This is a genomic window from Bartonella sp. DB5-6 (assembly GCF_000278115.1).
Taxonomy (GTDB): domain Bacteria; phylum Pseudomonadota; class Alphaproteobacteria; order Rhizobiales; family Rhizobiaceae; genus Bartonella; species Bartonella refiksaydamii.
This window is the reverse complement of sequence record NZ_JH725120.1, coordinates 119,790-142,538: the sequence shown is the minus strand read 5'-3', so window position 1 is coordinate 142,538 and position 22,749 is coordinate 119,790. Positions and strand designations below refer to the sequence as shown.

The following is a 22,749-nucleotide window of genomic DNA, read 5'->3' as shown; positions in this document are numbered from 1 at the left end:
TGATATAAAGCCTGATGGAACAGACTCGAAAGGAATTAATCTATAATCAGATGGGTAGTTAAAAATTTCTTTCTTTTAGAGTGAGGAAGAGGCTGAACTATTATTTAGAGGGATATGAACAAAAAGATATTTTCGTTTTTTGCTTTTTTTACAACTTTTTGGCTATTCTTACAGAGTGTTTAAAGATTAATTATTTCAGTACACGTTATTTCATTTTTTTTATTGATAAGATTATAGCGTTGCAACTGGCAGTTCCAACGATGGTGAAAACGCTCAATGGCAAATAAATTAAAACCTGCTGGTGGTTTTTTATCACCAAAAGCTTGCGATGCGGAAGCAACACCAACAATAGGAATTTTTCCTATTGTTCCTTCAACGGTCTTTAGTGTGGGTAAATGGGTATGTCCGTGAAGAACAAGTTCACAGCCATGATGTTTGATAACATCTAGAAAACGTTCGATGCCCCATAATTTTTTATGCCAAGAGGTTGCATGATGAAAGGGAGGATGATGTATCATGACAACACGAAACAGATTGCGTGCTGTTGCTTCGTTTAAAAGTTGCGATAAAGCTTGCGCTTGCATTTTACCAAAATAACCAAAAGCTTGAAAAGGTGGTGTAGCTATGGCTGAGGAGGCCCCTATAATAGCAATATTTTTGCGAATGCGCATATAAGGAAAGGGAAAGGCATTTTGAGGAGGAAAATCATCTTTGATCCAAGGTTGGAAGAGAGTACAGGCTTTTAGGAATGCTCCACGGACATAGGCGTCATGATTACCAAATGTTAAAGAAATATTTTGAGGCTGTCCTTGCTTAAGCAACCAATTGTGTGCTTGTTCAAATTCTTTGTCGAGAGCAAGATTGACAAGATCTCCAGAGATTACAAGATGATCAGGATTTGTTTTTTTTAAGGTGTCCATCAAAGTTTCTAGGACATTTGTTGCCATTTGGCTCTTACGTTTTCTTTGCCAATTAAGATAGCCAGTAAGCCGCTTGCCAAAAAGTTCAAATAAGGAAGGTTGCGGTAGAGGTGAAAGATGCACATCCGATATATGGGCAAGATAAAACATAGGTGTTAGCATAGCGTTGAAAACAAGTTAGGCAATAAAAAAGATTGTAAAACAATCCAGTGCATTTGGGAAGTAAGATGGGATTGTGAAATAAAAAACAGTTTGTCATAAATGTCAAAAAACTTTGGGGAATTTATGCTTCATTGGTTTTTGAATGACAAAAAGGGAGTATGATACTCCATGTTATTCTTCATCTCATCGGCGTATATTTTTTTGTAAGAAGCATTGCACTTTTAGATTTTGGTATAAATACTCAGTTTTTTAACGGCTTTCGCGATACCACATGCTGTTCAACAGTAAAAGACAAGCAAGGAGCGCAAAAAAACCAGAAAAGATCGAAAAATAGAAGGTATTGATTAAACGGGTCTCCGTTGCTTCTTTCAGAACAATTGAATGAGCAGAGGAGGATGTTGGGCTTGTTTGTGATCGAATTACCTTGAGGGGGGGAAGATGAATGCTTTTCCTTTGTTTATTATATAAACGTGTAATGTGCCCGCCAGTCTGTTTACTGATGGGGGCTAATTTTTCTTCCGTTGAAATTAAGTCAAACAATTCGAGATTATCAAATATCCCTACAGAAGAAAGCGCTGTTAAATTGCCATTTTTGATGGTAAAAATGCCTATTTCATCAGTATTAATAGCTGCTGTAAAGACACCTTCCTGTTCTTTTGTAAGGGTAACATTTTCTTTTTTTCCAGAAGGAAAAGTTATTTCAGCTGGCTCGGGGTGATCTTTGAGCGTTTGGCGGTGAATCATTAAACGATGTTGGTCGCTGGTGGTACTTAACTTTTCTTCTTCAAGTTCTGGTTCTTTCATAAGCCAATGAGCAATTCGGCGATAAAGAGCTGCATAAGGACCTCCTCCATCGAAACCTCTTGCCCAAAGCCAACTTTCGTCGGAAAGCAACATGCCTACACGTCCTTTACCAACATGGGAAAGAAGTAAAAGTGGTTGCTCATCAGCTCCTTTCATGAGAGCAGTGCCTTTGTATCTGTTTTGAATGGCAATTTGTCGTAGCCATTTTCCCCACTGAGAGGTTGGATAATTAAGTGTTGCAAGTCCTCTTGTGACAGGATGACGTTCACCTTCCTTTGTTAATTGAGGACGAAAAGGTTTTTGAATAATAGCACCATTTGGTCGTGCGGGTAAGATGCTTATTAAAGGTGTTTTTGCAAGCGAGTTTTGTTGGGTAAACTCAGGCCCTGTTACCATCAGCAACGCACCACCCTTTTGTACATATTGGGCAATATAATCATAATAAATTAATGGAAAAACAGCAGAGTGTTGGTAGCCGTCAAAGATGATGAGATCAAAATTACCGATCTCTTCAACAAAGAGTTTTCTTGTAGGGAAGACTACAAGTGATAATTGGCTTGATGGTGTATTATCTGCTTTGTTGGGGGGACGCAAAATAGTAAAATGAACAAGATCAATATTGGAGTCACCCTTCAAAAGATCACGCCATGTTCGTTCACCATTGTAAGGTGCACCTGAAATAAGAAGGACACGCAAATTTTCTCTGATTCCTTCAATAATAGCTATAGCACGGTTGTTTTCAAAGCTTAATTCACCTTTGTGCGCATCGGTGGTAACTTGGATGATATTTTTTTTAGCATGAAGAAGAGTGATTTCAGTTTGAAAAATAACGCCAGGAGTTACAGAATAATGGCCAACTTCTTGTCCATTGATACTTATAGTAATGTTTGCTTGCGTTGGTAGAGATTCTTGGGATTGTCCTTTATCTTCTACCAAGATGGAGAGCATTTGTGGTTTATTAATAAGGGCAAAGCGGGGAGGAGAAACAATTTTGATTTGGCGGTCAAATTCATCTGATCTTCCTGTTATAAGAGCATTGACAGGTGCTTGATGGTGAAGTTCTGAGAGTAATGGAATGTCATGGACTTGCCCATCAGTGATGAAGATTGTACCTGCATAACGAGATGGTGGGACATCAGATAGTGCTTGTGTTAAAGTACTAAATAAATTTGTTGAGTGCGCATATTGATTATCAGCGAGTTTTCCTGCTTCAATAAAGCGTGGCTCAAATTGCGGATACTGCGCCAATACATTGGTTAATTGTGCGCGTGCTGCATCACTATCACTTGTGCGTGTGCCAAACGTTTGGCTTTTGCTGCGGTCAATAACAATGCCTACAGTGCTTTTAACTGGTTCACGCTGCTCTTTTATGATCATGGGATTAAGCAGAGCAAGGATGAGTGCGGTTAATGCTATAAAGCGGAATAAAGAGCCTTGACGTTGTGTAATAAGGCCAATAATGACGAAAAATATGGATAATCCACTTAAGAGGAGAATCCAAGAGAGTGGTAAAAAAGGTTGAAAAGTGATGAATGCTATCATTACCTTCTTTCTCTTTTAAAGCGTTCTAAGAGTGCCGGAACATGAATTTGGTCAGCTTTATAATTTCCTGTAAGCACATAGATAACAATATTTAATCCTGCACGAAATGCCCATAGGCGTTGCATTGGATCATTAGGAATAAGAGGATATTTCCACATGCCTTTTTCATTTAGTGCCCAAGCACCAGCAAAGTTATTCGCGGTGATCAGAAGGGAACTTACATTATCACCCGTAGCAAGAAAGCTTTTGTTTTTTTTACTTGTTGATGATGATTCAACCCACAAAGGTGAACCACGATAGAGTCCGGGAAAATCAGGCATAATATAAAAAGAACGCGCAATAACATGATCGGTTGATGCTGGTTCAATGGCTGGAATGTTCAATCCCTTTAAGATGGTTCGTAATCTTTGTGTAGCAGGGGTGGCAGCTCCTTCAAGATTAAGGTCGGTATTTATCTGATCACGTGTGTCAAATAAAATAGTGCCTCCGTGTTTCATAAAGTTATTTATTTTTTCAAGGCTTTTTGGAGTTGGTACAGGACTGTTAGCATCAATTGGCCAGTAAATGAGAGGATAGAAGGAGAGTTCATCTTTATCGAGATCAAGTGCTATCACAGAGCTTGGCAAGAGCATTGTACGTTCTGCAATAAATTGGCTTAAGGCTTCTAGACCACTTTTACTCGTTTTATCAATTTCATGATTATTCGTTATCACGTAAGCAAGATGTGTAGAACCAGCTGCTTGTACTATGGTTTCATTATTATTTTCTGTACCTTGTGCATGAACTGTTGGATTATATGAAAATAAGGCGATGATACCTATTGTAAGGGGGAGGAAAAGGAGTATATTGCGCCGCCGGTTTAGAAAAAAAGCACCTCCCATCCATAACATGAGAAAATTGTCAAAGGCGAATAATAAGAGAGCCAATCCTAAAAGTGGGCCAGTAAGATGTTTTTCTTTTGTATTGTAAGATAAAGGACTCTTGCTTAAAGGGGATGGTAATGATGATTGCTTCATCAAGTATGATGAATGATTTAAGAGATTAAGTGCATAAAAATTATTTTTTATGCCGTAGAGTCCAGGTGGGGTATAATAAGAAGGAAGAGGCGGCTCTTGGCCATCAAGGACTAATGGAACAACATGAGGAGGGGGCATTTGTAATTGCCCGTCGGTATTCACTGTTCGCCAAGGATTTTGTATTGTTGTTCCTTTTTTTATGTTTTTTATGTGTGATGGGTTTGTGTTTTCATAGGCGCTCAATGTGATCAGTTTTTGCAACATTTGTGCAAAAAAGCCAGAAAGTGGAAGATTTGACCATGTGGGATCGGGAGCGATATGAATAAGAATGAGTGTTCCTTTGCCACGACGCGTTGCTGTAATAAGGGGTGTTCCATCAGAAAGACTGAGCCATGTTTTTTCAAAAAGATCTGAGCTTGGTTCTGCTAGAATTTGGCGAGTGACAGTGACATCTTCTGGAAAAGGGAGATCGAAGAAGAAGCTATTTTTTGCAAAAGGCGCAAGTTTTTGCGGTTTAGTCCAAGACATAATACTCCCAAGTGAACGTTTTCCAGGACGCAGTGATACTGGTAGTAGGCTATCGTAGTGTTCTGCAGTACTCAGATTCTCCCCTGCAAAGCGAATGAGTGTTCCTCCTTTATTTACAAAATTAGACAGCTTTTTTTCTGCTCCTTCCGACATGTTCACAATATCCCCCATAATGAAAACAGAAGGACTTTGTTTGAGTAAGTGATCAATATCAGTAGAAAGTTCTCTTCCACCGGCTGTTATAAGCTGTGTGTGGCTTTGTAAGGCTTTGATAATGTAGTAAAATGGAGAGAGCAGAGGCTGTACCATTTCATTGGTACCTAGTGAGAGGAGAGCAACACGGTTTACTCTATTGTGGCTGTCTACTAAGAAAGTAGCAGCAGCATGTGCTTGGTTATTGATTTTTATCCAAGCAATATCATTGTGGAGTTCAAGTGGTACATTAAATGAAACAAGCGCTGTTGTTTCTCCCTCAAGAAAGTTTGTTGTAAATTGTCCGAGCAATTTATTGTTTGCATCGTAAAGACTTAGAGTAGCTGGAGTTTTGCCACGTGTCGTTGGACGGATGATGCGCGCTACCATGTTTCCATTGTTATTTTCTATGGCCGCTATGCCGATCAAATCCGAAATATCAGCTGAGTACCATAAGAGTGTTTTGGGTTTTAATTGTTTAATAAGAGCGAAAGTTTGATCATCTTCACTTATTTGTAATCCATCACTTAAGTAAGCAATATCAAGGGGTTTACCTTTGCTTATTTCAATGAGTTTTTTTAGAGCTGACATACGATTGACAGGCCAAGGGTGAGGCTGTAAATGCATTAAATGTTGTTTTATAGTTTTTGCGGGCAAGGGGACTATATTGGGGCTATCATTTTCAGCAGTTGCAAGTAAATAAATATCTTTTTGATGTTTTTCTGCTTGTGCAAGGAGAGTTTTGGCAATAGAAATGCGTTTTTCCCATTCTCTCGCTGACGCCCATCCATTGTCGATAATGAGTGCAAGGGGATGAGACCCAGAGAGTGTAATTGGCTTTTGATTCCAAGTTGGTTGTGCCAAAGCGATAATAATGAGCGCCGCTATGATTAACCGTAATACCAGTAACCACCAAGGTGTATGATTTGCGGTTTCTTGCTGATTTGTTGGTTTTGGTAGAAAGCGCAAAGGAGGAAAGAGCTCTTTACGCGGGGATGGAGGTGTTATCCGTAACAACCACCAAATGGCTGGTAGGGATAAAAGTCCTAGTAATAGCAAGGGAGCAGCAAAACTCAAAACAACCTCCTGCTGTGAGATGGAGGGCACCCCATTTTATTTGCAAGATGCAAAATGGTTTCTGTGAAGGGCTGGTTTGTTGTACTCACGTGATAGGTCCATCCTTGGCGTGAGCAAAAATTTGCTAATTCTTGTCTCCTTGCTTGATACAGTTCGCAATAGTGCTTACGAAGGTTTTCTGCTTTTCCGAAAATGTGCTTTTCCTTCGTTTCAGGGTCAAAAAATTCTGTGCGACCCTTGTAGGGAAAGTTTTCTTCTGCGGGATCAGCAATTTCAATTAAATGAGCCGTGACCTGCTTCGTAGATAAAGTGTTTAAATGTTGAATGATTTTTTCAGGACGATCAAGAAAGTCGCTTATTATGATAGCATGCGAAAAACGCGTAATCGTTGAAAAGTTTGAAAATGGATTTTCACTTTGATGATTTGTCAAAGCTAATGCCATCCGTTCTAGTATATTGGATGCCATTGTAGGTGACATTAAGTTAGGGATAGCAATACGTTCACCGCTTTTGGCTAGAAGTGATGCCAATGCAAGGGTAAGAATGATAGCATGATCACCCTTAGAGATTTTGGAAAAGCGCGAACAGTAATGCATAGATGCACTTTGATCAGGACAAAACCAAACTGTTTGTGTCATTTCCCATTCATGTTCGCGTAGATAAGTATGTTCATCACGTGCTGAGCGACGCCAGTCAATGCGTGTAATGGATTCTCCTTCAACATAAGGGCGAAATTGCCAAAAGTTTTCTCCGTTGCCGCGTTTACGTTGTCCATGCCATCCAGTTATCAGTGTCTTGGCGATTTGACGTGCTTGTAGAAGAAAATATGGCATTTTCGCTGCATTTTCATGCAGTTTAACCGCAAGGGTCATTGGAGGCTGTTTTGAAACTTTTTTACCAATAGCCATCAGAGAGTGTCTTTCACAAGATTATTGATAACATCTTTTATGGTTATATTGTCAGAATGTGCGGAAAAATTGAGTGCCATGCGGTGTTGTAATACGGGGTAAGCTAATGCCTCAACATCATCAAGTGAGGGAGCTAAACGCCCATGATAAAGGGCACGGGCGCGGACACAGAGTGAAAGCGCTTGTGATGCTCGAGGACCAGGTCCCCAAGCAATATAAGCATTTGCAAGAGTATTGTCTTTATGAGGGCGGGCTGAACGGACAATCTTTAAAATGGCTTCTATAATATTTTCCGAGAGTGGCATTTTACGAACGATCTTTTGAATTTTTTGCAGTTTTTGAGTTGACAAAATCGGTTTTGCTTTTTTGTTTTTCTCTCTCGTTGTTTCTAAAATAATACGTCGTTCTGTGCTTAAATCAGGGTAGTCAATATCAATTTGCATCAAAAAGCGATCCAGTTGTGCTTCAGGAAGTGGGTATGTTCCTTCCTGCTCAAAAGGATTTTGGGTTGCAAGCACATGAAAAGGTTGAGGCAAATCATAACGATTACCGGCAACAGTGACATGATATTCTTGCATGGCTTGTAAAAGAGCTGATTGCGTGCGAGGAGAAGCGCGATTAATTTCATCAGCCATGAGAAGTTGGGTGAAAATAGGGCCTGGAACATAGCGGAAAGAACGCTTACCATTTTTATCTGAATCCATAATTTCAGAACCAATAATGTCCGAAGGCATTAAATCAGGAGTGAATTGGATGCGTTTTTCATCAAGTCCTAATACTGTTCCCAAAGTTTCAACAAGACGCGTTTTAGCAAGCCCTGGAGCACCCACGAGAAGAGTGTGTCCACCAGCAAAAATAGCTATTAAAGCATATTCAATCACATGATTTTGTCCAAAAATAACTTTATCAATTTCTCGTTGTAAAATATCCAATTCTTTGTGTGTTGTATCAATATCATTAATAATTTCTTGGGCTTCATGATTGATATTAGCTTTTTTAAGAGAATTGGATGATGTATCAGGTTGACTCATATTTTTTCCTTAAGGCGTCTATTGAAAAATCACTGATTTTCTCTGCATAATAATGGATATTTTATAATTTGTAACAGAAAATGAGGAGAAAAGAAGTGTAATATGCTGTTTTTTTATATTCGTACATACACAGAGTAATCTATTTGGAACAAACAGATGTGTTGTATAAGGGATAGCTTAGAAATATTGCCCTCATGAGGATATTTGATTAAGGCAATGAGGACAATTTTTGAAAGGTTAAAGGGTGAGTATAAGACAAAATTTTAAGCAGGTTGAGTGGTTACAGCATAGTGATGTCCAAACACTTCTTCGTATTTTGTCTTTGGAGGGTGAAGAGGCGCGTATTGTGGGGGGAGCAGTGCGCAATCAGCTGTTAGGGCAGCCTATTAGTGATATTGATATTGCGACAACCTGTTTGCCACAACAGGTTATAGTACGCGCAGAAGAGGCAGGATTTAAAGCTATTCCTACAGGCGTTGCGTTTGGTACAGTGACTGTGGTTTCTCAGTCATGTTCTTATGAAATAACAACGCTTCGCTCTGATATTGAAACGGATGGTCGTCATGCAAAAGTGGCATTTGGTCGTGATTGGCAAAAAGATGCTGAGCGGCGGGATTTTACAATTAATGCACTTTATTGTGATGCTGCTGGGCAGCTTTATGATGATGTAGGAGGCTTGGATGATATTGCCAGCCGAACAGTGCGTTTTATTGGTATTGCAGAAAGTCGTATTCGCGAAGATTATTTACGTATTTTGCGTTTTTTTCGCTTTTTTGCTTGGTATGGAACAGGACGACCTGATGTGCAAGGGTTAAAAGCATGTGTTTGTTTAAAAAATGGTCTGCAAAAACTTTCATCTGAGCGCATTTGGGGAGAAATAAAAAAACTTCTCGCTGCTTCAGATCCAATACGTGCTCTTTTATGGATGCGTCAAAGTGGAATTTTAACACGCATTCTCCCTGAAACAGAAAAATGGGGAATTGATGCAATCCATTCATTGGTGAAAGCAGAACAGGCTTCTGGTTGGAAAATCGATCCATTGTTGCGGCTAGAAAGTCTTCTTCCTCCTGACCCCGTACGTCTTCATGACATGGCGCATCGCTTGCGTTTTTCTCATAAAGAAACAATGCGGTTAAAGGAATGGGCAGAGTTAAAAATGATTAGTCAAAACTGTTCAGATGGTTTCGTGCAAAAATTGATTTATTTTCATGGTCGACAGCCGGTTTTGGACCAATTGTCCTTATCTGTAGCAGCAGCACATACTGATGCTTTTGAGGGAAATGGGATTTCGCAAAAAGTAGAAGATTATGAAAGGCTTTATCAGCTTGCTCAAAAATGGCAGATTCCAACGTTTCCTGTTAAAGGCAAAGATTTGATAAAAAAAGGTTTTTCTAAAGGAGTGCTTTTGGGGAAAAAACTTAAAGAGCTAGAAATGATATGGATTGAAAGCGGATTTTTAATGGATCGTAATGCATTATTAGAAAGAGTTAATCCATAATACGGACTTTTACAAAGAAGCTTTTGTTATTTTTATGGCAGGATTGTTTGTAGTTGCTTGATTATTGGTAGCGGAAATGGTGCGGTGAAGTGTTTAGCTTCCAACTCTTAATCTTATTTTGCATAATTTTTTCAGATGATTTGTAAAGGTGCTTTGAAGATTATAAAATTTTAAGAGATTGTAGGTCCTAGGAAAATGTGGTGATTGCGTTCTTTTGAAAATTATAGGCTATGTACAATACATGGGGCGTTTTTATCAATGTATTGAATCTCTTAATGAGATTTTTGTATTTTCTTTATGAAGTTTTTCTTTTCTCATTATAACCAATTTGGCGAAGCGCTTCTCCTGTTGTTATAGCGACGCTCATTGCAAGATTGAGAGAACGTGCGTGTGGTTGCATGGGAATTTTTAGTGCACAGTCAACGGCTTCATGAATATAGTCGGGAACTCCAGCTGATTCACGACCAAAAAGTAAAACGTCGTTTTTCTGATAGCATATCTGCGTATAACATGTTTTTGCCTTTGTACTCAAAAGCAAAAGGCGACGGTTAAAGTGTCTCATGTTTTTTATAAAATGTTGCCAATCAATGTGTCGCTCTAGCGAGGCGTATTCAAGATAATCCAACCCTGCTCGCTTAAGGTTGCGATCTGACAAATTAAAGCCTGCGGGCTCAATAATGTGCACATGTAAACCAAAACAGGCACTAAGACGCAAAATTGTTCCAGTATTACCAGCAATATCGGGTTGAAAAAGAGCAATGTGAAGTGTCATATTTCATGTAGTATGATTTTTCTTTCGTGTTTGTAAAGAAGCTCTGTATCTTATTCAAAAAATATAATTGAGAAGCACGTAATTTTTGTGTTTACCTGTTATTCAATTTAGATTTCAAGGAAAAGCTATGCTCCTAGATTTGTTATCAGATGAGTAAAGCATGAACAGTGAAAAATGATCATGATTAATGAGTTCCAATACAGATTTGGATGATTAGAAAAATGTATCCTATCCAGAGAATGTCCAGTTTATTTTTTTCGCAACATTTTGTTGCTTGAGTCAGGTGTTTATCCGTGAAAGAATTCGATTAACAATAAAGATCGCTCGTGGAGTCATACCAGTTGTCAAATAGGCTTTTATTATTTCTTTTATAAGTATTAATTATGAGACAAGCTTTATTATCTCGACAAGATGATAAAGCAGATTATACGCAGAATTTCGATATTGTTGGTAGAGGAAATAGCAGAATATTTAGTGAATCAAAAATCAAAGGAATTCTAGGGTTTCGTAGTAAATAGGCTAGCTGTAAAAGATAATATATCTAAGAATATTGCTTTATAGAGCTTGAGAATGTTGAAGCTGTATCTACAATTGGAATAAGAAAATTTTAATTTCCAAATGTAGGATTTGAAAAACAAAAAAGTGTTGAAGATAGCAAGTATGGGGAATGTTTATGCTCAATTATTTATTGAAATTGCGTTTAGTTAGGGAAAGACAAAAAAGAACAAATCATATAAATGACAAAAAGTCTTTTGAGGGATATTTTTCATGGTTGAGGAGGCTAAATGATCAGGGATTATGTAATGGGGAAGGGTATGGTAAAAAATCTTTTAGGGGATAGGCTCCTTTAGTTAAGGTAATGAGTGAGCAGACAAGACGGGTTTTTCTGTTTCTGGTGACAGGTATTACAGGGGCAGTTGGAATTGGGGGCAGTTATGTAGCCTTTTATCTGTCAAATGCGCCCTTATGAGGTTGTTTTGGCATTTTCTTCTGTTGAAGTTGATCTTTCTGGTATTGAAGAGGGGATGCCAGCGACAGACAAGTGACGTGGACAACCTGTTGTTGTTCGCAACCGTACGGCAAAAGAAATTTCTGAAGCTCGTGCTACCAAATTGGATATTCTTAGAGATTGTCAGGCGAGTAATCCTAATCTTGAAGGTGAAGAAAAAGCTACGGATTTCGCGCGTTCTGCAGGCGATGGACGTGAGAATTGGCTTATTATCATTAATCTTTGCACGCATCTAGGTTGTATAACATTTGGATAATCAGGTAAATTTGGGGGCTGGGTATGCCCATGCCATGGCGCTGCTTATGATACATCTGGAAGAGTGCGCTCAGGGCTTGCTCCTTATAATTTAGTCATTCTGCCCTATCAATTTCTTTCTGGTACTTTGCTGAAAATAGGATAAAGTGATGGCAAAATTTCTTTTCTATTTTCCCAAAAGTGCTCTTGCTCGTTGGTTTGGTAAGTGTTTGCTTCTCTTTCGTCTTTTTTATAATGTATTTGTCATTTTTTCTGTTCCACGTAATCTTAACTATTTTTATACATTCGGCGGTATTGTGACCGTTACGCTTTTATCACAGCTTTTTACCGGTATTGTATTAGCACTGCATTATGTGCCAGATGTTCATTTAGCTTTTGAAACTGGTGAACGTTTTAGGCGTAAGGGGCAGTTTGGTTAGCTTTTTCGTCCATGGCATTGTGTTGTAGGATCTTCGTTCTTTTTTATTGTTGTTTATATCCATTTAGCACGTGCTCTTTATTATGGTTCTTATAAAAATATGCGAGAAATGGTTTGAATCACGGGGGGGTATCTATATCATTATGATGGCATAGCATTTTGGGGTTATGTGCTGGTTTGGGGGATGATGTCTGTTTCAGCAGCTTAAGTTGTTGCAGGCCTTTTAAAAGCTATTCCTTTGGTGGGGACGTGGTTGCATGAAACATTTCTTGGTGGTTATAGCGTAGGACAACCAACTTTGAACCGTTTTTATGTTTTCCATTATTTATTGTCATTTGTTTTGCTTTTTCTTGTGGGGCTGCATATTTTTGCACTCCACCAAATTGGGCAAGCTAATCCAACCGGTCTTGCAATGCAATCAGATGAGGAATCTGTTCCTTTTGCGCTTTATGCGCTTATCAAAGATATTTTTGCCATTACTGTTTTTTGATCTTTTTGGTTTGTTTTTTGTTTTATATGCCTGATTATATGGGACAGGCTGTAAATTATAGCGCCGCCGATCCTTTAAAGGCGCCTCTTGGTGTGGTATCAGGGTGGTATTTTCTGCCTTTTTATGCGATGTTGCGTGCTATAACCTTTAATATTGGTGCTCTTTCATCAACTTTTCTGGGTGTTGTTCTCTTAGCTGGTTCGGTTTTCGTTTTGATTTTTGCCCCATGGTTAGATTGCTCTAAAATATGTCCCGCAAGATATCGACCTATTTATAATTTTTTTGGGGGCGTTAATTATCGATGTTGTTTTTACTTGGTTGGCTTGGTTCACAAGAAATCAGTGACAGAACTCTTTTATAGACGTAATTGGCTACAGCATATTATTTTATATTCTTTTTGATTATTTTACCGCTCCTCCCTTCTTTTGAAAAGAGTCGTTCTCTTCCTTCTCAATTATTGAAGATCTGAAACAGAAAAAAATGTTCTGTGGTAAAAGTTTTTATTGTATTGATTGTTATAATAGTGATGAGTTTTTCCTCTCACAGTGTTGCTGGTAATGTCTTTGATACAGAGGGAGTCTATTTTTTTCCTTTACAATCTCCTAAAAAACAGGAATGGAGCTTTTCAGGACCATTTGGGGTTTATGATAAGGCGCAATTACGGCGTGGGTTAAAAATTTATAAACAGGTTTGTTCTAGTTGCCATGGGTTAAAATATGTAGCTTTTTGTGATTTGAAAGCGCTTGGCTATGATCAGGAATAGATTAAGGTTTTTGCTAGGCAATATGAAGTAAGCGATGGACCTAATCGAGAAGGGAAATTTTTTAAATGCGCAGGTATTGCAACAGACACTTTTCCTTCTCTCTTTGCTAATGAAGAAGAAGCAAAATTTGTTCTTAAGGGCGCTTATCCTTCAGATTTATCACTAATGGAACGTGCACGTGTTGTATATTTACCGTTTCCTGCTTTGATTACTGATGTATTGATTCATTATAATGCTGCTGGTCTAGATTATATTACGGCTCTTTTAACAGGATATCAAAAGGTACTAGAGAATACAAAATGCTGATGGTTATTGGTATAATCTTATTTTATTGCAAGTAATTCTTTGACTATGGCACCTCCTCTGAGGGATGGTGTTGTATCCTATGAGGATGGGACTCCTGAAACAGTTGAACATTATGCACGTGATGTTTCTGCTTTTTTTGATGTGGGCTGCTGATTCCACATGGAGTTTCGTAAAAAACTGGTTTTCGTGTTATTTTATTTCTCATCTTTTTGGGAGGGCTTGTTTATATTTTAACAGTCCGTATCTGGTATAGTTTAGAGGAGGAACTTGAGAAGAAAACAAAAGATTGAAAAGGAGAAAAGGCTAAGATTCTGGTATTGAGAAAGTATAGGGAACAAATCCGGTTACGATGCATTGAGGCTTTGTAAAGTAAAAGCAAAGTAAAAATGGAGATGTTAAAATGAAAAAAATTGCATGTACTACTCTTATGTCAGTTTTGATGGCTTCTAGTACTTATGCCCAGTCTTTCACTGTACCTTCTAAACCTGAAATGATTTCTTCGATGGGTATCGTTCAGGTGGGGTCAGATATGTCTGTGCGTTATGTTACACCTTTAGCAACTGATTTTGTTGCTTCAAGTCTTATTGGTGCAAATGTATACAATTTAGAAGATGAAAATATTGGTGAAGTAAAAGATATTATTTTGCGTGAAAATAACATTGCGGGGTTTGTTATTGCGATTGGTGGTTTCCTTGGTATAGGGGAGAGTTATGTAGTTGTTTCTCCAGAAACAATCCAGATGACAAATGATTATGGCAAGTGGAAACTTATTACGAATGCAACAAAGGATTCTTTAAAGGAAGCTCCTACATTTAAATATGAAGGACGTTGGGCACGTTAATTTTGCGTTCCATTTTCTATAGACAAAACCGTTGCTATTATAGATAAAATGGTAGCAACTGTTTTTTCGTGTTTTTTGAAGGTAAAATTATTTCAGTTTCTTAAAGAATTTAAAGGCATAATTTTTTTGAGGTGAGGTAGTTTTTTAAAGATTTTGATTTGTTTAGAGTAAAACGCTCTAGATGGCTAGCGTATCTAAAAATACCTCAAAGGGGATACTTGTAGATTTAGAGGAGCGTTTGAGAATTCTATCCCCCATCTTTAAAAAGATTCATAAAACAAGATGTTCTTTACATTGGATAACTCATTTATAAAGGCAATTTATCATTATACGATTTGAATGAGAGTCTTGAATACAGGAATATTCTCTCATTTTATTCCCCTTATGATGAAGCACAAAAATCATTCTCTTATTTCACAAGAGGAATCACTGTGTGGATAAGAGCCGTTTAAGAAAGAAGTAGAAATGTCTCACACGGATTGTCTCAATGCAAGAATAGTTGCATCATTTGGAGTTTGCAAAGGAAATAATGATGCTAGCTTATAACCTTTACAGGCGGAACTGTAAAATAGGATTAAGGGCAACGAGAGATGTTTCTTTAAGGCAAGCGTGTGAATGAGTAATACAACAACGCACCATTTTCCGTGAGAGGTGTTCTTCATTAAAGAAACGCTTTGTTATTTGCTTAATAAATGTAACACATTGAGATGAAGTAGGTATTATGTATTATGTTTAAACAACATAATATCGCCGTCTTGCACAACGTATTCTTTTCCTTCATCTCGGGCTTTGCCAGCTTCTTTTGCGCCGTTTTCTCCACCCAGAGCAATATAATCATCGTAGCTGATGGTTTGGGCACGAATAAAGCCGCGTTCAAAATCTGAGTGAATTACGCCAGCTGCTTGGGGTGCTTTCGTGCCACGCGTAATTGTCCACGCTCGTGTTTCCTTAGGTCCGCACGTAAAATAAGTAATGAGGTCAAGCAAATTATAGCCAGCGCGAATGAGGCGATTTAGACTTGGTTCGCAAAGTTCTAGGGCATTAAGATACTCGGAGGCTTCTGCATCATTAAGTTGGGTGATTTCAGCTTCGATGGAAGCAGAAATGATAATGCTTTGAGCGTTTTGCTCTTTTGCCATTGTTTCAACCATTTGGGTAAAGCTATTTCCATGAGCGGCGTCATTTTCACTTACATTGCACACATAAAGTACGGGTTTGGAAGTTAAAAGATTTAAGCTCTCAAGGATGTGGTGTTCATCGGAAGAGATATCTTTAAGTAATAAGCGGACAGGACTTCCTTTCTGCAGCAAATCTAATGCTATTTCCATAACGGGAAGAATCGTTAAAGCTTCCTTATCTTTTCCGGTTGCACGTTTACGGATTTGTAAGATTCTCCGCTCAAGACTTTCAAGATCCGCGAGCATGAGTTCCGTTTCAACAGTTGTGGCATCAGAAATGGGATCGATGCGTCCTTCTACATGGGTAATATCTTCATCTTGAAAACAGCGCAAAACGTGGACAATGGCATCTACTTCGCGAATATTGGCTAAAAATTTATTGCCTAAACCTTCACCTTTTGACGCGCCACGTACAAGTCCGGCAATATCAACGAAACTAATGCGTGTAGGAATGATTTCTTTTGAACTAGCGATAGAGGCAATTTTTTCCATTCGTAAATCTGGAACCGCGACTTCACCCGTGTTGGGTTCGATTGTACAAAAAGGATAATTGGCAGCTTGTGCTGTGGCTGTTTTTGTTAATGCATTAAAAAGAGTTGATTTACCAACATTAGGTAATCCCACAATACCGCATTTAAAACCCATGGATATCTTCTTTTCTATTGATTTTATGGTCAAGATAAAATTTTCTAGAATTTCTATAGCATATTTTGAGGAGAGTCATAGTCTCTTGTTGTTGTCGGTAAAAAAATCTATGTTAGATAAGCTAATCTGCTTTTTTGTCGTATTCTAAATATCCCCTATCTTATATCATAAGATGAAGTCAGAATTAACGTTAACAATGTGCTAAGTTTTTCATAGTAAGCAAGTCTACATGAAAAATTAATTGGAGAAAATATAAGAGTGTTATCTCGTTATGCCTTTTTAATTGCAGTATCTTTGGCTTTGGTTGGATGTGCTACGCGTCAGTCAGATGTGTCATTTGTTTCCTCTCAACAAGTTCGGTATATCCCAGCAGAAATGCAGGCTTTGTATGGACCTGTAACAAATGAGCCTTATTTATTGCCTGCTGTTGATCTTTCGACAATTGATCCAAAGTTTTGGCGTCAAAAAGTGATTTATTATACGTCTTATCCACCTGGTACATTGGTTATAGATACACAGGAGCGTTTTCTTTACCTTATTGGTGAAAATGGGCAAGCTTTGCGTTACGGTATCGGGGTTGGTAAAGAAGGGTTGGCATTTGAAGGTGAAGGGGTTGTGCAGCGCAAACGCCGATGGCCAAATTGGGCTCCTACAGCGGCAATGATGACTCGAGAACCAGAACGTTATGGTCATTTGGGGCAAGGAATGCCACCAGGTCCTGATAATCCATTGGGGGCACGAGCACTTTATCTTTTCAAAAATGGACAGGATACCCTTTTCCGCATTCACGGTTCGCACGAGTCGTGGTCGATTGGTCACGCTATTTCAAGCGGGTGTATACGTTTACTCAATCAAGATATTATTGATCTTTATGATCGTGTTCCCACTGGTTCGCGTGTAGTGGTGTTGCAAAATGGTGAGAGTAGACCTCGTGTTTTAAGTCAACAATCAAATGTTTACGATCCATTACAGTCAACAATCAATCCAGATCCAAGTGAAATTTTTTAATTCTAAGCAGGGTAAGCTTATTTAGTATCCATTCGATCATTTTAGGTTTTCTGCTCGATCTTTCTTAAAAAAGAGTACTATGCGCAAGAATTGTACCAAGTAGTATTATTGTTTTATGTTCTGGAAAAATGGGTCGTTATTGTGAAGATCTTTGTTTTTCATTGTTTGTGAGATTTCGTTCATAAAGAGGCACTTGTCACCTTTTATGAGGAAAGCAATATTTTTTGCAATCGTTTCTAAAAGGGGGGATAACCATTCTTGGTCAGATTTTGTAAAGTTTCCTAAAACATGCTGATGAACAAGTTCTTTGATTCCAGGATGTCCGATCCCTAATCGTATACGGCAGTAATCATTACCGCAATGGGCATCAATAGACTTTATACCATTATGTCCATTATTCCCTCCACCGATTTTTACACGTACTTTTCCCGGTGTTAAATCTAGCTCATCACAAATAATGATCAAATTCTTCGAATCTAATTTATAAAATCGCAAGGCTTCACCAATAGCTTGGCCGGAGAGATTCATGAACGTTTGAGGTTTTATAAGAAAAATTTTTTCACCATTTATGAGACCGTTGGAAATTTCGGCTTGAAATTTTTTTGACCACGGAGAAAAAGAGAAGGATTGGTAAATAGCATCAATAGCCATAAAACCGATATTATGGCGGTTATTTTGGTATTGTGAACCAGGATTGCCAAGACCAGCAATAAGCCACATGCGTACCTTCAGTAAAGTATGAGCGGTTAATAAATATCTAAAAAGTTAAGGCGGGGGAAATTCCCGCCTGTTAAAATTTATCAAGTTTCTTTGTTGTTCTCGTCATCTTCTTGCTCAGAAGTCTCATCACTGACATCCATGCCAGCAGGAGCTGCAATGGTTGCAATAGTAAAGTCTCGATCTTGGATGACTGGAGTAACATCTTTCGGCAGTTGCACTGCAGAAATATGTATAGAATCACCAATAGAGTAGCTGGAGAGATCAATCTCAATTGCTTCAGGGATAGCATTTGCTGGAGCGATACATTCAATTTCATGTCGAACAATATTGAGGACACCTCCTTTTTTAAGTCCAGGAGCTGTTTCCTCATTGAGGAAGTGTACTGGAATATTCACTTCCACAACAGATTTTGCTGAAATACGGAGGAAATCTACATGTAAGGGAAAGTCACGCACGGGATCCAATTGGTAATCTTTTGGTAAAACCGTAATTTTTTGTTTGCCAATTGCAATAGTTGCAACAGTGGTACGAAAGCCACCAGCGTGAATTTTGTGGAAAATTTCTTTATAGGGAACTGTGATTGCCAAAGGGGGCTGTTTTTCACCATAAATGACAGCAGGAATGAGACCGTTGCGGCGAAGTTCACGGGAGGACCCCTTACCAACCCGCTCGCGTATCTCGGCCTTAAGAATATAGCTTTTGCTCATGATTTAAGTCCTTTTACATGATTGGAGATCCATCAAAAACCAACAACAGTTTTTGCATGAATATGAAGATATGCACTGTCAAGCAGCGATTGCTCCATTCTGCGTTGCCTCCAAGGGTGTCTACGCAGAAGTTTTTCTATAATTCAAACTATTCACAGATGCAAGAGTTGTGGGAAAAAACGATGATTTCTATCGTCGGATAAGAGGAAATGTTACAAGCATAGTTTAGATGGAGAATAAATAACTTACTAGCTGTTATATTCAAAATCAAATAGTGGAGATATTATGAAGGTTGAAATTGCCTTGGGTGAGATGGCAGAATGCCGTGCTTTGCATAAATCTGTGCCGGCTTTTGTTGATTTAGAAGAATTATTAGCGACGCGTCTTCTTGTGCAAGGCAATTCTGGTTCAGGAAAGTCTCATCTTCTTCGCCGTCTTCTTGAACAAAGCGCTTCATGGGTACAGCACTGTGTAATTGATCCAGAGGGTGATTTTGTCACTTTAGCAGATAAATTTGGTCATGTTATTGTGGAGGCTCAACGCAGCGAACTAGAATTGACACGTATTGCTCAACGCATTCGTCAACATCGGGTTTCGGTGGTGTTCAACCTTGAAGGTTTAGATACTGAACAACAGATGCGCGCTGTAGGGGCTTTTCTTGGTGCATTATTTGATGTGGAACGTGACTATTGGTATCCCATGCTCGTTGTTGTCGATGAAGCACAATTATTTGCTCCAGCAGCGGCAGGAGAAGTTTCTGATGAAGCGCGTAAAATTTCACTTAGTGCTATGACTAATCTTATGTGTCGAGGGCGCAAGCGTGGTCTTGCTGGTGTCATTGCTACACAGCGTTTGGCTAAACTTGCCAAAAATGTAGCTGCTGAAGCCTCAAATTTTTTAATAGGACGGACTTTTTTAGATATTGATATGGTGCGTGCTGCTGATCTTTTGGGAATGGAGCGTCGCCAAGCGGAAATGTTTAGAGATCTTGAGCGCGGTCATTTTATAGCTTTAGGTCCCGCTTTATCAAGGCGTTCCTTACCGATTATCATTGGTCCTGTCGAAACATTGGCGCGTTCTTCTGGCCCAAAATTAATGCCACTTCCAACAGAGCGGGCTGATGTAAAAGAGCTTGTTTTTACTGCTTCACCGGAGGAAATTTTAATTCCATTTAAACAATCACGAGAGTTGGTGAAAGAAAAATCAATTCATGAGATGTTAGAAGAGGCAGTTCATAAAAAACAAGAATTGTTAGAAGAAGAACCAAGCTTATTTCCTGAACTGTCTATCGTTGATCGTGATAAACAAGCAGAACGCGTTATTCGGGAAATTCTTGATGATCCTGAGGCTTTTTATCGTTCAACCGCGGTGCTTTATCAAGATTTTTTAGTTCGTTGCCGTATTCATGGTTTGTCAGGAGAACTTTTAAACCTTTCGCAATTTCGGCGTAAATTAGCTATTGCTCAGGCTTGTGTTGATGAAAAAACCGCTGTTAGCGAAAGCTGGAAACGCGTTCTACATCTATCAGAAAGTTTGGAGGATGATGTCCAAGGTGTTTTTTTGAATGTAGCACAAGCTGCTTTGAGCGGACAACCATGTCCATCAGATGCATTTTTGGCACGTCTTTATGGAACCCATTCTTTAAGTCGTGCACGTCGACTTTTAACCTACTTTGAAGAGCGTGGACTCATTATTATTCATACGCATTTTAGTGGTCAACGCATTATAGCTTTTCCTGATCTTGGTGTAGAAACAGCACTAGGAGATCCAAAGGAACCAGTTTAACCGAATAAGCTTGAAACAGATTGTTCTGCTGCTGTTCTTGCAATTGCTTCTCCAATCAGGTCGGCAATTGGCAAAACACGAATATTATGTGCTTTTTCAATTGCTTGTGTCGGCATAATTGAATCTGTAATAACCAATTCTTTCATTTCTGAGTTGGTAATGCGTCCGATAGCATCTCCAGAAAGAACACCGTGTGTGATGTAAGCGGTGACGCTATTGGCACCGTGTTTAAGGAGAGCACTCGCTGCATTGCATAGCGTTCCACCTGAATCAACAATATCATCGAGCAAAAGGCAATCTTTTCCAGATATATCTCCAATGATATTCATCACTTCTGATTCTCCAGGACGATCACGACGTTTATCAACAATAGCCAGCAAACTGTTTAAGCGTTTGGCAAGTGAGCGTGCGCGTACTACTCCACCGACATCAGGTGAAACAACGATCACATTTTCAAGAGGGTAATGGATCTTGACATCGCGAGAAATGACGGGAACCGCATAGAGATTATCTGTCGGAATATCAAAAAAACCTTGAATTTGTCCTGCATGAAGATCCAATGTTAAAACGCGATGGGCTCCTGCTTCAGTGATCAGGTTGGCAACAAGTTTTGCGGAAATGGGAGTCCTTGGTCCAGGTTTACGGTCTTGGCGAGCGTAACCAAAATAGGGTATCACAGCTGTAATACGACGCGCCGAAGAACGGCGAAGAGCATCAATCATGATGAGCAATTCCATCAAATGATCGTTTGCAGGATAGGAGGTAGATTGCAAAACAAACACATCTTGTCCGCGGACATTTTCATGCAATTCTACAAAAATTTCCTGATCAGCAAAGCGCTTCACAGTTGCTTTACCTAAGGGAATGTTTAAATAATTTGTAACATCTTCAGCTAAACGTGGATTAGAATTTCCGCAGAAAAGTTTCATGTTAGAACCTTTAAATAATTACAGTAGAGAGCAACAACGGCTTTTAACTTCTTGTCACCAGATTGCAAGGAAACAATTACGAAAGCATTACAATTTTATCTACCATTATTAAAGAGGGATGCATTTTGTTTTTTCTTCTTCAAAGATTTTTATTATTTTTAAAGCAAAGTTTTTTATCCATGGAGAAGAGAGGTACATATTGATTAAGCTTTTTTTGCTTTCTTTATAAAAGAATAGCTTCAATGCTATGCCTTATGTATGAAATGGACCAAAGGAAACCGTTGTTAAAAGAAAAAGAATTTGTCTTAACTTAATCATCACAACTAAATATTGAAAATAATAATAGCCGAAACATTTACATTTTGTGTGTTAATGGATTATTAAAAATAAACACAGTGTAAAAGGTCTTATTATTTCAACATAATAGCAGAAATTTGCCGTCCATAATCAGGTTTGTTGCGGTGTGTTGTACGGCGATAGGAGAAAAAGTTTTGTTCATCTTGATAGGTGCAAAGCTCCACACAAGAAGCATAAACTCCTGCTTCTTTTAGTTGATTCATAATAAATGCCCATAGATCAAAGCGAAAGTGATTTACTTTATCTGTTTTTAAAAAATATTTTTGGAACTTATTCTGGCAATCAATAAATTGGTTGTAAAACTCGCTTGTTACTTCGTAATGGCAAGGGCCAATACAAGGTCCAAGGACTGCTGTTATTGATTGCCTTTTGGCCCCTTGTTCTTCCATAACAGAAATTGTCTTTTTTACAATTCCATTTAAGCTTCCTCGCCAGCCAGCATGTGCTGCAGCGATGACACCTGCTTGAGGATCAGCAAATAGAACTGGTCCACAATCTGCTGTAAGAATACCGATTATGAGTTCTGGTGTGGTTGTAACCAGAGCATCAGCTTTAGGAGGTTCATCAATAAAAGCTTGATTAACAACAACAATTTCACAAGAGTGTATTTGATTAACAGTGATTAAATTTTGCACCTCAACGCCAAAATAATCAGCGATTAAAATGCGATTTTGTGAAATATGTTTAGGATGATCATTGGAACCTTGTCCAACATTAAGGCTTTTATAAAGGCTTTTTGAAACACCGCCTTGACGTGTAAAAAAACCGTGCCTTATCCCATATGGATGTAAAGCAGAAAGATCTTTTGCAAGGATAGGATGAAGCACAGAATTCATAAAAGTTCCTTATGTGGATGGTTATTTTTAAAGTGAGAATGGTGTGTGAGAA

Annotated in this window: 18 protein-coding genes and 2 pseudogenes; 9 read left to right on the top strand and 11 right to left on the bottom strand. The window is 38.6% G+C overall.

The window, feature by feature from the left end:
- Positions 1-179: 179 nt before the first annotated feature.
- The 5 genes from MCO_RS07295 to MCO_RS07275 form a co-directional block, all read right to left on the bottom strand.
- Positions 180-1,082 carry a metallophosphoesterase gene (locus tag MCO_RS07295; protein WP_007553495.1) on the bottom strand — a complete coding sequence of 301 codons (903 nt, stop codon included), beginning with the start codon at positions 1,080-1,082 and terminating at the stop codon, positions 180-182.
- Between the two features lie 249 nt (positions 1,083-1,331).
- Positions 1,332-3,428, bottom strand: a complete 2,097-nt coding sequence (locus tag MCO_RS07290; protein WP_007553494.1) for a glutamine amidotransferase — start codon at positions 3,426-3,428, stop codon at positions 1,332-1,334.
- A complete protein-coding gene (locus MCO_RS07285) occupies positions 3,428-6,241 on the bottom strand; it encodes a DUF4159 domain-containing protein (protein WP_007553493.1) in 2,814 nt (937 codons plus the stop codon). Before MCO_RS07285 ends, MCO_RS07290 begins: the two co-directional genes overlap by 1 nt.
- Entirely contained in the window at positions 6,238-7,149 is a 912-nt protein-coding gene (locus MCO_RS07280; RefSeq protein WP_007553492.1) for a DUF58 domain-containing protein, read from the bottom strand. Before MCO_RS07280 ends, MCO_RS07285 begins: the two co-directional genes overlap by 4 nt.
- Positions 7,149-8,180 carry a MoxR family ATPase gene (locus MCO_RS07275; RefSeq protein ID WP_007553491.1) on the bottom strand — a complete coding sequence of 344 codons (1,032 nt, stop codon included), beginning with the start codon at positions 8,178-8,180 and terminating at the stop codon, positions 7,149-7,151. The genes MCO_RS07280 and MCO_RS07275 overlap by 1 nt, the downstream gene beginning before the upstream one ends.
- A 244-nt stretch (positions 8,181-8,424) precedes the next feature.
- Here MCO_RS07275 and MCO_RS07270 point away from each other — a divergent pair, with 244 nt between their 5' ends.
- On the top strand, positions 8,425-9,678 hold the full coding sequence (locus MCO_RS07270; RefSeq protein WP_007553490.1) for a CCA tRNA nucleotidyltransferase: 1,254 nt from the start codon (positions 8,425-8,427) through the stop codon (positions 9,676-9,678).
- A 295-nt stretch (positions 9,679-9,973) separates the two neighbouring features.
- Here the strand turns inward: MCO_RS07270 and MCO_RS07265 are convergent, their stop codons facing one another.
- Complete coding sequence (locus MCO_RS07265; RefSeq protein WP_007553489.1) at positions 9,974-10,450, bottom strand: tRNA (cytidine(34)-2'-O)-methyltransferase; 477 nt, start codon at positions 10,448-10,450, stop codon at positions 9,974-9,976.
- 859 nt (positions 10,451-11,309) lie between these two features.
- On the opposite strand from MCO_RS07265, the pseudogene petA reads away from it, so the two are divergent.
- From petA to MCO_RS07240, 6 genes and pseudogenes are all read left to right on the top strand, one after another.
- Positions 11,310-11,859, top strand: a pseudogene (petA, locus tag MCO_RS07260) (ubiquinol-cytochrome c reductase iron-sulfur subunit).
- A 4-nt stretch (positions 11,860-11,863) separates the two neighbouring features.
- On the top strand, positions 11,864-12,133 hold the full coding sequence (locus tag MCO_RS11285) for a hypothetical protein (protein ID WP_007553487.1): 270 nt from the start codon (positions 11,864-11,866) through the stop codon (positions 12,131-12,133).
- A 252-nt stretch (positions 12,134-12,385) separates the two neighbouring features.
- On the top strand, positions 12,386-12,622 hold the full coding sequence (locus MCO_RS11280; RefSeq protein ID WP_007553486.1) for a cytochrome b N-terminal domain-containing protein: 237 nt from the start codon (positions 12,386-12,388) through the stop codon (positions 12,620-12,622).
- Between the two features lie 26 nt (positions 12,623-12,648).
- On the top strand, positions 12,649-13,023 hold the full coding sequence (locus MCO_RS11585) for a hypothetical protein (RefSeq protein WP_007553485.1): 375 nt from the start codon (positions 12,649-12,651) through the stop codon (positions 13,021-13,023).
- A 125-nt stretch (positions 13,024-13,148) separates the two neighbouring features.
- Positions 13,149-13,844, top strand: a pseudogene (locus tag MCO_RS07245) (cytochrome c1).
- A 247-nt stretch (positions 13,845-14,091) separates the two neighbouring features.
- Positions 14,092-14,532, top strand: a complete 441-nt coding sequence (locus tag MCO_RS07240) for a PRC-barrel domain-containing protein (RefSeq protein ID WP_007553482.1) — start codon at positions 14,092-14,094, stop codon at positions 14,530-14,532.
- A gap of 719 nt (positions 14,533-15,251) precedes the next feature.
- Here the strand turns inward: MCO_RS07240 and ychF are convergent.
- The gene (gene ychF, locus MCO_RS07235) at positions 15,252-16,355 is read right to left on the bottom strand and encodes a redox-regulated ATPase YchF (protein WP_007553481.1); all 1,104 of its coding nucleotides are present in this window, start codon (positions 16,353-16,355) and stop codon (positions 15,252-15,254) included.
- A gap of 258 nt (positions 16,356-16,613) precedes the next feature.
- Here ychF and MCO_RS07230 point away from each other — a divergent pair, with 258 nt between their 5' ends.
- Entirely contained in the window at positions 16,614-17,363 is a 750-nt protein-coding gene (locus MCO_RS07230) for a L,D-transpeptidase (RefSeq protein WP_007553480.1), read from the top strand.
- A 105-nt stretch (positions 17,364-17,468) separates the two neighbouring features.
- On the opposite strand, the gene pth is transcribed toward MCO_RS07230, so the two are convergent.
- Both pth and MCO_RS07220 read right to left on the bottom strand, forming a co-directional pair.
- Entirely contained in the window at positions 17,469-18,083 is a 615-nt protein-coding gene (gene pth / locus MCO_RS07225) for an aminoacyl-tRNA hydrolase (RefSeq protein WP_007553479.1), read from the bottom strand.
- Between the two features lie 80 nt (positions 18,084-18,163).
- Positions 18,164-18,790, bottom strand: coding sequence for a 50S ribosomal protein L25/general stress protein Ctc (locus MCO_RS07220; RefSeq protein WP_007553478.1), 627 nt, complete (start codon positions 18,788-18,790; stop codon positions 18,164-18,166).
- 285 nt (positions 18,791-19,075) lie between these two features.
- On the opposite strand from MCO_RS07220, the gene MCO_RS07215 reads away from it, so the two are divergent.
- Positions 19,076-20,575, top strand: a complete 1,500-nt coding sequence (locus MCO_RS07215) for an ATP-binding protein (protein ID WP_007553477.1) — start codon at positions 19,076-19,078, stop codon at positions 20,573-20,575.
- Here the strand turns inward: MCO_RS07215 and MCO_RS07210 are convergent.
- Together MCO_RS07210 and pgeF are read right to left on the bottom strand one after the other, a co-directional pair.
- The gene (locus tag MCO_RS07210; RefSeq protein WP_007553476.1) at positions 20,572-21,504 is read right to left on the bottom strand and encodes a ribose-phosphate pyrophosphokinase; all 933 of its coding nucleotides are present in this window, start codon (positions 21,502-21,504) and stop codon (positions 20,572-20,574) included. The two genes, MCO_RS07215 and MCO_RS07210, sit on opposite strands and share 4 nt — an antisense overlap.
- A gap of 410 nt (positions 21,505-21,914) precedes the next feature.
- Positions 21,915-22,697 (bottom strand): peptidoglycan editing factor PgeF, encoded by a 783-nt coding sequence (pgeF, locus tag MCO_RS07205; RefSeq protein ID WP_007553475.1) that lies wholly within the window; start codon positions 22,695-22,697, stop codon positions 21,915-21,917.
- Positions 22,698-22,749: the final 52 nt, after the last annotated feature.